General features: G+C 67.7%; 9 protein-coding genes. 5 read left to right on the top strand and 4 right to left on the bottom strand.

Annotation, left to right across the window (positions count from 1 at the left end):
- From VFX14_22335 to VFX14_22320, 4 genes are all read right to left on the bottom strand, one after another.
- Window positions 1-525: carbohydrate ABC transporter permease (locus VFX14_22335; protein HEU5192432.1), on the bottom strand; the 525-nt coding region annotated here is incomplete at its 3' end.
- Between the two features lie 3 nt (window positions 526-528).
- A complete protein-coding gene (locus VFX14_22330; protein HEU5192431.1) occupies window positions 529-1,470 on the bottom strand; it encodes a sugar ABC transporter permease in 942 nt (313 codons plus the stop codon).
- A 2-nt stretch (window positions 1,471-1,472) separates the two neighbouring features.
- Complete coding sequence (locus VFX14_22325) at window positions 1,473-2,750, bottom strand: ABC transporter substrate-binding protein (GenBank protein HEU5192430.1); 1,278 nt, start codon at window positions 2,748-2,750, stop codon at window positions 1,473-1,475.
- 260 nt (window positions 2,751-3,010) lie between these two features.
- The gene (locus tag VFX14_22320; protein ID HEU5192429.1) at window positions 3,011-4,264 is read right to left on the bottom strand and encodes a [Fe-S]-binding protein; all 1,254 of its coding nucleotides are present in this window, start codon (window positions 4,262-4,264) and stop codon (window positions 3,011-3,013) included.
- A gap of 105 nt (window positions 4,265-4,369) precedes the next feature.
- Between VFX14_22320 and VFX14_22315 the strand changes: the two genes are divergently transcribed.
- The 5 genes from VFX14_22315 to VFX14_22295 are packed head-to-tail and all read left to right on the top strand — an operon-like array spanning window position 4,370 to window position 9,071.
- Window positions 4,370-5,128, top strand: a complete 759-nt coding sequence (locus VFX14_22315) for an outer membrane protein assembly factor BamD (GenBank protein ID HEU5192428.1) — start codon at window positions 4,370-4,372, stop codon at window positions 5,126-5,128.
- Between the two features lie 3 nt (window positions 5,129-5,131).
- Window positions 5,132-6,172, top strand: a complete 1,041-nt coding sequence (locus VFX14_22310; protein HEU5192427.1) for a GntG family PLP-dependent aldolase — start codon at window positions 5,132-5,134, stop codon at window positions 6,170-6,172.
- 12 nt (window positions 6,173-6,184) lie between these two features.
- The gene (locus VFX14_22305; protein ID HEU5192426.1) at window positions 6,185-7,162 is read left to right on the top strand and encodes an ABC transporter ATP-binding protein; all 978 of its coding nucleotides are present in this window, start codon (window positions 6,185-6,187) and stop codon (window positions 7,160-7,162) included.
- Between the two features lie 15 nt (window positions 7,163-7,177).
- Window positions 7,178-8,152, top strand: coding sequence for a dipeptide ABC transporter ATP-binding protein (locus VFX14_22300; GenBank protein HEU5192425.1), 975 nt, complete (start codon window positions 7,178-7,180; stop codon window positions 8,150-8,152).
- Window positions 8,153-8,174: 22 nt separating this feature from the next.
- On the top strand, window positions 8,175-9,071 hold the full coding sequence (locus tag VFX14_22295; GenBank protein ID HEU5192424.1) for a dihydrodipicolinate synthase family protein: 897 nt from the start codon (window positions 8,175-8,177) through the stop codon (window positions 9,069-9,071).
- Window positions 9,072-9,126: the final 55 nt, after the last annotated feature.

Genomic DNA, 9,126 nt, shown 5'->3' with positions numbered 1-9,126 from the left:
CTCCTCGATCTCCTTCGGCACCGTGCGGAAATAGCCGATGAGGAGCCAGGTGCAGAACGGCACGAGGAAGGTCGGGTACGTGAGGACCAGCGCCCACTTCGAGTCGGCGAGGCCGATCCAGTTCACGACCTGGGCGAGGGGCAGGAACAGGAGCGAGGTCGGCACGAGGTAGGTCACGAAGATGCCGGTCCCGAAGGCGGCGACGCCGAAGAACTTGAGGCGGGCGAGCGCGTACGCCGCAATGGTCCCGATGACCACCGAGACGAACGTGGCGATCGCCGTCACCATCAGGCTGTTCTTGGTCCAGATGAGGAACTCGGTGTCCCAGATGAGCTTGGTGTAGTGCTCGAGCGTGGGCCCCTGCTTGATGATCAGCGGCACCGCGTTGCGGTCGTAGAGCTCCCGGTCCTGCTTCAGGGAGGTCAGTGTCATGTGATAGAAGGGGAACAGCGCGAACACGAGGAACGGCATCAGCAGCAGGTGCTTCGTCACCTTCGTCAGGAGCGGACGGCGCGCGACGGCCATCGCTTAGAATTGCTGCTTCCGCACGAAGCGGAGCTGCGCCCACACCACGAAGACCAGCAGCGGGAACAGGTAGAGCGAGATTGCCGCGCCCTCGCCCAGCCGCCCGGTGTCGATGCCGATCTGGCGCGACAGGGTCGCGAAGAGGTGGGTGGAGTTGATGGGCCCGCCGTGGGTGAGCACGTACACGATGTTGAAGTCGCCGAAGGTGAGTATGGTGGAGAAAAGCACCACCACCGCCAGCACCGGCTTGAGCAGCGGCAGCGTGATGTGCCAGAAGCGGGCGTTCGCCCCCGCCCCATCGGCCTCCGCCGCCTCGTAGAGCTCCTTGGGGATCGCCACGAGGCCCGCCAGGATCGTGATGGCGAAGAACGGAAGGCCGCGCCAGATGTTGACGGTGATCACTGCCGCCATCGCGTAGTGGGCCTGGCCCAGCCAGTTCGGCCCCGGCGGCGCCATGATGCCCAGCGCGATGCCCGTCCAGTTCACGACGCTGTAGAGCGAGTTGAACATCCACCACCAGCCGAGGGTCGAGAGTGCGGTGGGAATGACCCACGGCAGGAGCACTGCGCCCCGAATGAGGCGCTTGAACCAGAGCTGCTCGTTGAGGAGCAGGGCCAGGCAAATGCCCAGCACGATCTTGAACAGCACCGCGATGCCGGTGAAGACGAACGCGTTCTGGAAGGTCTGACGGAAGACGTCCGAGTCCCAGAGCTTCACGAAGTTGCGAATGCCGATGAACTCGCTGGGCCGCCCGATGAACGCGTTCGACATCGAGAAGTAGAGCGCCATCACGAACGGATAGGCGACGAGCAGCAGCAGCAGGAGCAGGGCCGGCGTCACGAACACCGGCCCCAGCACCGGCTCCCGGTCCAGCCAGACGCGGAGCCGCCCCAGCATCCCGGGGCGGCTACGCGTAACGGCGAGCTCGTCGGCGCGGACCGCCATCGTTATCCCGCGATGATTTTCTTCATCTCCCCCTCGGCCCAGGCCATGGCGTCCTTGGTTGAGGTGCCCGTGACCGCCTTGGCGATCATGTTGGGCAGGAGATAGGTGTTGGTGATGAGCTGCACCTTGTCGGACGGCGGTGCGGGCCAGCCGTAGGTGTGGTACTGCACGCCCTCGCCCCGCAGCGCCGCGTACTTCGCATCGGTCCTCAGCACCGGATGGTCCGCGAGCTTCTCGTAGACGGGCAGGTTGAAGGCGTCACCCGCCATGATGTACTCGTCGTAGTTCTCCTTCTTGCCGATCAGGTACTTGATCCACTCCTTGGCTGGCTCGACGTTCTTGCTGAACTTCCAGATGCCGATGTGGCGGGGCGTGTCCGTCTCGTGCCGGCCGGCCGGCCCCCCGAGGCTCCGGTGGTGGTTGATGCCGTCGGCGGTGACGAGCTTCTTCTGCTTAGCAATGATGTAGGCCGACACCGGGTTATGGATCCAGCCCGCCTTGCCCTGCTGGATGGACTCGTTGTTGCTGGCATCGGACCACGACAGCACTTCCGGCTCCATGCAGTCCTTGAACATCTTCTTGTACCACTCGATGGTCTGCGCGGTGGCGGGGGAGTTGATCTTGACCGTCTTGCCGTCCTTGTCCACCTCCATGCCGCCGAAAGACCACAGCACCGGGCCCGCGGTGGAGATGGAGTCGTAGTTCTGGCTGATGGGGATGCCGACCGGGTTCCCCATCTTCTTGAGCTCCTTGCCGACGGTATAGAGGTCCTCCCAGGTGTCCGGCACCTTGAGGCTGGCCTTCTTGAAGAGGTCCTCGCGGTAGGTGGCCACGAACATCCCGTGGTACTGCGGCACCGCGCGCCACACGCCGTTGACGTGCGCGCCCTCGTAGGAGGACGAGAGCGCCTTGCCGTACTGTTTCTCGAGGCCCGTCACGACGTCCGAGACGTCGACGAGCTGCGGCTCATAGAGCCACGGGAAGTGCATGCGCATCTCGACCAGATCGTGCCCAGCCTGGGTCTGAACCTCCGAGGCGTACTTGGCCTGCTGGGGCCCCATGTGGGAGATATGGTCGATCTTGAGCTTGATCCCCGTGTCCTTCGTGAAGCGCTGCCCGATCTCGGCCATCTTCTTGTCCGAGGCCGGCGCGAAGTTGTTCCAGCAGAGGTAGGAGACCTCGCGCACCTGGCCGCGCGCGGGCGGCACCCGGGTAGCGAGGATGCCGGCAAGGCCGGCGGTGCTCCCGACGAGGAAACGGCGGCGGCTGACGGGCTCCATGAACGCCTCCTTTGAAAGAGAGCCGGGCGCGAACGGGACGGAGCGGACGGACTTCACCATCGGCCACCGAGGTGACCGGAATCGGCGGGGGGAGCGTGTCTCGGGACCGGGAACCGAGGCATCGTCGCCTCCAGGACTGCGGCACAGCGAGCCGGCGCGCACGTTGCGCGCGTGGTTGGACGGACTCTACGGGCTACTCTCCGCCCTGTCAAGGTATGCCGGCGCGCGGACGTACGAGGCCGCCCCCTAGCGGGGGAGGCTCAGCGGGCGTGAAGAGGGATGAGACGGCCGTCCGTGTCGAAGCCGAGAGGACGCCCCTCACCCACGATCTCGAGGTCCGGGCGCTGCGCGATGCTGGGCAGATAGGCCTCGGAGCACTCGATCTCCGTGAGGGCGAGGGTGTTCTTGATCCGGATGACGCGCGCCTCCGCGGGCGGGATCATGCCGATGCAGGACAGCGCCGTCTCCACCGCCTCGCGGTCGGTCTCGTAGGTCGCGGGGACCTTGGCCGAGTTCGGCTGGCAGGCGGCGATGCAATTGATCAGGGTCATCTTCATGTCGATTTTGTCGGCGAGGCGACGGGTGGTGAAGTCGGCATTGCCGATGCCGAGGGCGTTGCCGTAGCTCTCCTCGGTGAGGTCGAGGGCCACGATCCAGAGGATCTTGGGATCGTTGGGGAAGGGCTCGTGGGGATTGGAGGGGCGTCCGATCACGTTGGTGTCCATGCCGGAGCCCGAGATGTTCTTGCCCATCTCCTCCACCACCAGCACGTGGATGGGCGAGAACGGCAGGCGCGCCATCCACTCGCGCGCCTCCTTGAGGAGCCGGCGCTCGCCGGCTTCGAGGTCGGCCGCATTGAAAGCCTCGACCTTGGCCGTCTCGTCGTAGCCGTTCTCGACGACGCCCAGCCCAAAGCCGATGCGCGCCTTGCCCAGCATCTCGCGGCCGATCGAGGTGATGACGGTCTCGTACCCCCGGTTGACGGCGGCGCGGTGGTACTGGATGGCGCCTCGGTACTTGCCCAGGCCGATCGTCATCATCTTGAAGAGACCCGACTCGATCGAGCCCTTGAAGTCGGTATGGGGCTTCACCCGGTTGACGAGCCCAATCCAGTCGGCCTCGGCGGCGATCCGGTCGAGCCAGACGGGCATCCCCAGGGCCTCCCCCACCTGGACTACGTCCATCGAGGCGCGGACCTCGCACCCCATCGAGGCCTCGGTGATCCCGTAGTGGGCCAGCACGCTGAGCTGGCCCTCGGCGGTCGCCCCCCCATGGCTGCCCATCGCGGGGAAGACGAAGGGCCGGGCGCCCTGGGCCTTGAGCTCGTCCACCGTGGCCCGCACGACGACGTCGATGTTGGCGATCCCCCGGCTCCCGGCTCCGACCGCCACGGTGTCGCCCCGGCGGATGGGAAGGGAGGCCGTACGGAGGGCCTGACGGACCCCCCCGGGGATGTCGGCGAGCCGGGGTCCCGAGAATTTCTGCCGGACACGGTACATCGTCGGGAAGGCCACGTCAGGATCATAAGAATCGCTCCGGAGCCTGTCAATCTCCTTGACTTTGCTGGACTGTGCCCTTACCTTTCACGCCACATGCGCGTCCCGTCGCGGGCTCGCTCGGTGTCGTCCCTCCTCCTCCTGGCGCTCCTCCTCGGAGGCTGCTCGGCCGGCGGCTGGTTCGTGGACCTCTTCAAGCAGCGGCCCACGCCGCTTCAGCCGGCGTCCGACCTCTACGCGGCAGGCGAGGCCGAGATGAACAAGAAGCGGTACGAAGAGGCCCGCCTACAGTTCCGCAAGGTGGTCGAGCGCCACCCGCAGTCCACGTACGCGCCCAAGGCCAAGTTCCTCGTCGGCGAGGCCTACTACCGGGAGGGCGAGTTCGACAAGGCCATCAAGGAGTTCGAGGGCTTCCTGGCCTTCTTCCCCCGCCACGAGATCTCCGATCTGGCGCAGTACCGGCTCGCCATGAGCTACTACGACCAGATGAAGCCGGTGGAGCAGGATCAGTCCATCACCGCGAGAGCCATCGATCAGTTCAAGAAGCTCGTTCGCGAGTACCCCGACAGCCGCTACGCCTCGGACGCCCTCGCCAAGATCGACGTGTGCCGCGGTCGCCTTGCCCAGAAGGAGCTGTGGGTCGCCAGCTACTATCTCAACCAGGGCAACATCGTGGCTGCTCGGCAGCGCCTCGAGGTGGTGCTGAAGGACTATCCGCGCACGCTCGTGGTGCCGGAGGCCCTGTTCCGGCTCGGCGAGGTCGCCGCGATGGAGGGCAAGTCCGACGAGTCGCGGGCCCGCTTCGAGCGGCTCGCCGGCGAGTTCCCGTACACCGAGTGGGGGCGCCGCGCCGCGCAGCGCCTCAAGACCGCCGCGAGGTAGACCGTGCACGACGTCGTCGAGCTGCGCTCCGACACCTTCACCCTTCCCTCCCAGGCCATGCGTGACGCGATGGCGCGCGCCGACGTGGGCGACGATGTGTACGAAGAGGATCCCACCGTCCGGCGGCTGGAAGCCCTCGCCGCCCGCCTGACCGGCAAGGAAGCGGGCCTGCTCGTGACGTCCGGCACCCAGGGCAACCTCGTCGCCATCCTCGCCCAGACCCAGCCCGGCCAGGAGATCCTGCTCGACGCAGACTGCCACGTCTTCACCTCCGAGGTCGGCGGCGCCGCGCGGCTCGGCGGGCTGCAGACCCGGCCCCTCGTGACCGAGCGCGGCTTCCTCACCCCGCGGCAGGTGCGCGAGTCGGTGCGCGGCGCGAACATCCACCTCCCGGTGACGGGGCTCGTGTGCATCGAGAACACGCACAACCGCCACGGCGGCACCTGTTCCACGCCCGAGGAGATCGCCGCGGTGGCCGAGGCCGCCCACGCGGCCGGCGTGCCGGTGCATCTCGACGGTGCGCGGATCTTCAACGCCGCGGTGGCCCTCAAGCGGCCCGCGGAGGACTTCACGCGCCACGTCGACTCGGTCACCTTCTGCCTGTCGAAGGGACTGGGCGCGCCGGTGGGCTCGTTGATCTGCGGCTCGCGTGACGCCATCGCGCGGGCGCGGCGCGTGCGCAAGATGATCGGCGGCGGGATGCGGCAGGCGGGCGTGCTCGCGGCGGCCGGCCTCGTCGCCATGGAGACCGGGATCGAGCGCCTCGCCGAGGACCACGCGCACGCGCGGCGCCTCGCCGAGGGCCTGGTGGGCCTGCCCGGCCTCACCCTCGACCTCGCCACCGTCGAGACCAACATCGTGCGCTTCCAGATCGCGACGGCCGAGCGCGCCACCCAGCTGGTGGCGGGCTGCGCCGCCCGCAAGATCAAGGTGCACCACGCGGGTCCGACCTCGATCCGCTGCGTGACCCACAAGGACGTGGACTCGGAGGACATCCACCGCGCCCTGGACGCGTTCCGGGAAATCACCGCCGCCTGGCGCTGAGAGGACCCCCACATGGCCGAGCGCCTTCTCGAAGTCAAGAACCTCAAGACCTACTTCTTCACGGACGAGGGGACGGTCCGCGCGGTGGATGGCGTCGATCTCTACATCGACAAGAGTGAGACCCTCGGCGTGGTGGGCGAGTCGGGCTGCGGCAAGTCGGTGACCGCGCTGTCGGTGATGAGGCTGATCCCGCAGCCGCCCGGCAAGATCGTGGAGGGCCAGATCTTCTACGACGGCAAGAACCTCGTCGACCTGCCGGCGGGCCAGATGCGGAAGATCCGGGGCAAAGAGATCTCGATGATCTTCCAGGAGCCCATGACCTCGTTGAACCCCGTGTTCACCTGCGGGGAGCAGATCGCCGAGGCCCTCCGCCTCCACGAGGGCCTGGGGCGCCGCGACGCCATGGACAAGACGGTGGAGATGCTCAAGCTCGTGCACATCCCCAACGCCGAGCGCCGCGTCAAGGAGTACCCGCACCAGCTCTCCGGCGGCATGCGCCAGCGCATCATGATCGCGATGGCGCTGTCCTGCAATCCCAAGCTCCTCATCGCCGACGAGCCCACCACCGCGCTCGACGTCACCATCCAGGCGCAGATCCTCGAGCTCCTCAACGAGCTGAAGGCGCGGCTGAAGATGGCCATCATGCTGATCACCCACGACATGGGCGTCATCGCGGAGACCGCCCAGCGGGTGGTCGTCATGTACGCCGCCAAGGTCGCCGAGGAAGCCTCCGTCGCCGACCTCTTCAAGGAGCCGCTCCACCCGTACACTCAGGGCCTCCTGCGCTCGATCCCCCGTATCGACCTCGCCGCCACCGAGCGGCGGCGGCTCGAGGTGATCGGCGGCACCGTGCCGACGCTGCGGGGCGACATCGCGCCGGGCTGCCGCTTCGCCCCGCGCTGCCCGTTCGTGAAGCCGGTCTGCACCGAAAAGGACCCGGTGCTCAAGGAAGTGAAGCCCGGCCACAAGGTTTCCTGCTGGCTGTACTGAGAGGGACACGACGCCATGGCTGAGACGCCGCTTCTTCGGGTCAAGAACCTCAAGAAGTACTTCCCCATCCGCGGGGGTCTCTTTTCCCGTGAAGTGGCCCGCGTCCACGCGGTGGACGACATCTCGATGGAGATCCTGAAGGGCGAGACCCTCGGACTCGTGGGCGAGTCCGGTTGCGGCAAGTCCACGACCGGCCGCTGCATCCTCCGCCTCATCGAGCCCACCGCGGGCGAGGTGTGGTTCGAGGACAAGAACGTCACCACGCTGGACAAGCGGTCCCTCCGCCACCTGCGGCGCGACATGCAAATCATCTTCCAGGACCCCTACGCGTCGCTGAATCCGCGGATGACGGTGGGCTCGATCATCGGCGAGGCCCTGGTCATCCACAAGCTCGCCAAGTCGCGGCGCGAGCGCGAGGAGCGGGTGGTGCACCTGCTCGAGACGGTAGGCCTGGGCGCCGACCATCTCCGGCGCTACCCGCATGAGTTCTCGGGCGGCCAGCGCCAGCGCATCGGCATCGCGCGCGCCCTCGCGGTGAACCCGAAGCTGATCGTGTGCGACGAGCCGGTGTCCGCGCTCGACGTGTCCATCCAGGCCCAGGTCATCAACCTCCTGGAGGATCTCCAGAAGCAGTTCAACCTGACCTATCTCTTCATCGCCCACGACCTCTCGGTGGTGGAGCACATCTCCACTCGCGTGGCGGTCATGTATCTCGGCAAGATCGTGGAGATCGCGCCCGCGAAGGAGCTGTACACCAATCCCAAGCATCCCTACACCGAGGCGCTGCTCTCCGCGGTGCCCATCCCCGACCCGCAGGTGAAGCGCAAGCGGATCCTGCTGGAGGGCGACGTACCGAGCCCCATCAAGCCACCCTCGGGCTGCCGCTTCCACACCCGCTGCGGCATCCGCGTCCCCTCCTGCTCGGAGAACGAGCAGGTGCTCAAGCAGGTCTCGCCCGGCCACTGGGTGGCTTGCCAGGTCCGCGCGTAGCGCCCCCCCTCCGGAGCCGCGCATGATCGAGTGGGCCGGCGTCTATCACATCATGGCGACGCCGTTCACCGACGGGGGCGCCCTCGACGTCGATGGCCTGCCCCGACTCGTCGAGCGCGCGCTCGAGACCGGCATCACCGGCTTCACCGTCCTCGGCATCGCGGGCGAGGCGCATCGCCTCACCGACGACGAGCGCCGCCAGGTCATCGAGAGCGTGGTCAAGGAGACGCGCGGCCGGGTCCCGGTCGCGGTGGGCGTCTCGGCCCCGGGCACCCATCTCGCCGCCGCCCTCGCCCGCATGGCCCGCGACGCCGGCGCCCAGGCGCTCATGCTGGCGCCTCCGAATGGGGTGAAGAACCTCGACGCCGTCCGCGCCTACTATCACGAGGTCGCCGCCGCCACCGCGCTGCCCGTCGTGCTGCAGGACGAGCCGGTGACCACGCAGGTGACGATGCCCGCGCCGTTCATCGCCTCCCTCACCGACGAGCTGGCCGTCATCGAGGCGGTGAAGCTCGAGGAGGCGCCGACCCTGCCCAAGATCACCCGGCTACGCGCGCTCTTCACCCGCCGGGTGGCGATCTTCGGGGGACTAGGCGGCTGCTACTTCTTCGAGGAGCTCTCGCGGGGCGCCGACGGCGCGATGACCGGCTTCCCCTACCCCGAGGCGCTGCGCGCCATCCGCGATGCGTTCGTCGCGGGCCGCCGGGACGACGCGCGGACCCTCTTCTACCGGTGGCTGCCGCTCATCCGCTACGAGAGCCAACCCGGCTCGACGCCCGGCACCTCCATCGCGATCCGCAAGGAGATCCTGCGGCGTCGGGGCTGGATCGCCTCCTCCTGCGCCCGTCCGCCTGCCACCGCCCTCGACGCGGGCACGCTGGACGAGCTGAGTGAGCTCCTCGCCGCCGTCGTCGGCTGAGGGCCCCGCCATGCCACGCGCGACCGTCAACGGCATCGGGCTCTTCTACCAGGAT

Source organism: Candidatus Methylomirabilota bacterium (assembly GCA_035764725.1).
Taxonomy (GTDB): domain Bacteria; phylum Methylomirabilota; class Methylomirabilia; order Rokubacteriales; family CSP1-6; genus DASRWT01.
This window is presented reverse-complemented; position numbering and strand designations above follow the sequence as displayed.

What these genes read in the sequence shown, in the direction of transcription:
- VFX14_22330 (HEU5192431.1), bottom strand. Translation starts at nt 1,470, where the DNA reads ATGGCGGTCCGCGCCGACGAGCTCGCCGTTACGCGTAGCCGCCCCGGG.
- VFX14_22325 (HEU5192430.1), bottom strand. Translation starts at nt 2,750, where the DNA reads ATGGAGCCCGTCAGCCGCCGCCGTTTCCTCGTCGGGAGCACCGCCGGC.
- VFX14_22305 (HEU5192426.1), top strand. Translation starts at nt 6,185, where the DNA reads ATGGCCGAGCGCCTTCTCGAAGTCAAGAACCTCAAGACCTACTTCTTC.
- VFX14_22300 (HEU5192425.1), top strand. Translation starts at nt 7,178, where the DNA reads ATGGCTGAGACGCCGCTTCTTCGGGTCAAGAACCTCAAGAAGTACTTC.
- VFX14_22295 (HEU5192424.1), top strand. Translation starts at nt 8,175, where the DNA reads ATGATCGAGTGGGCCGGCGTCTATCACATCATGGCGACGCCGTTCACC.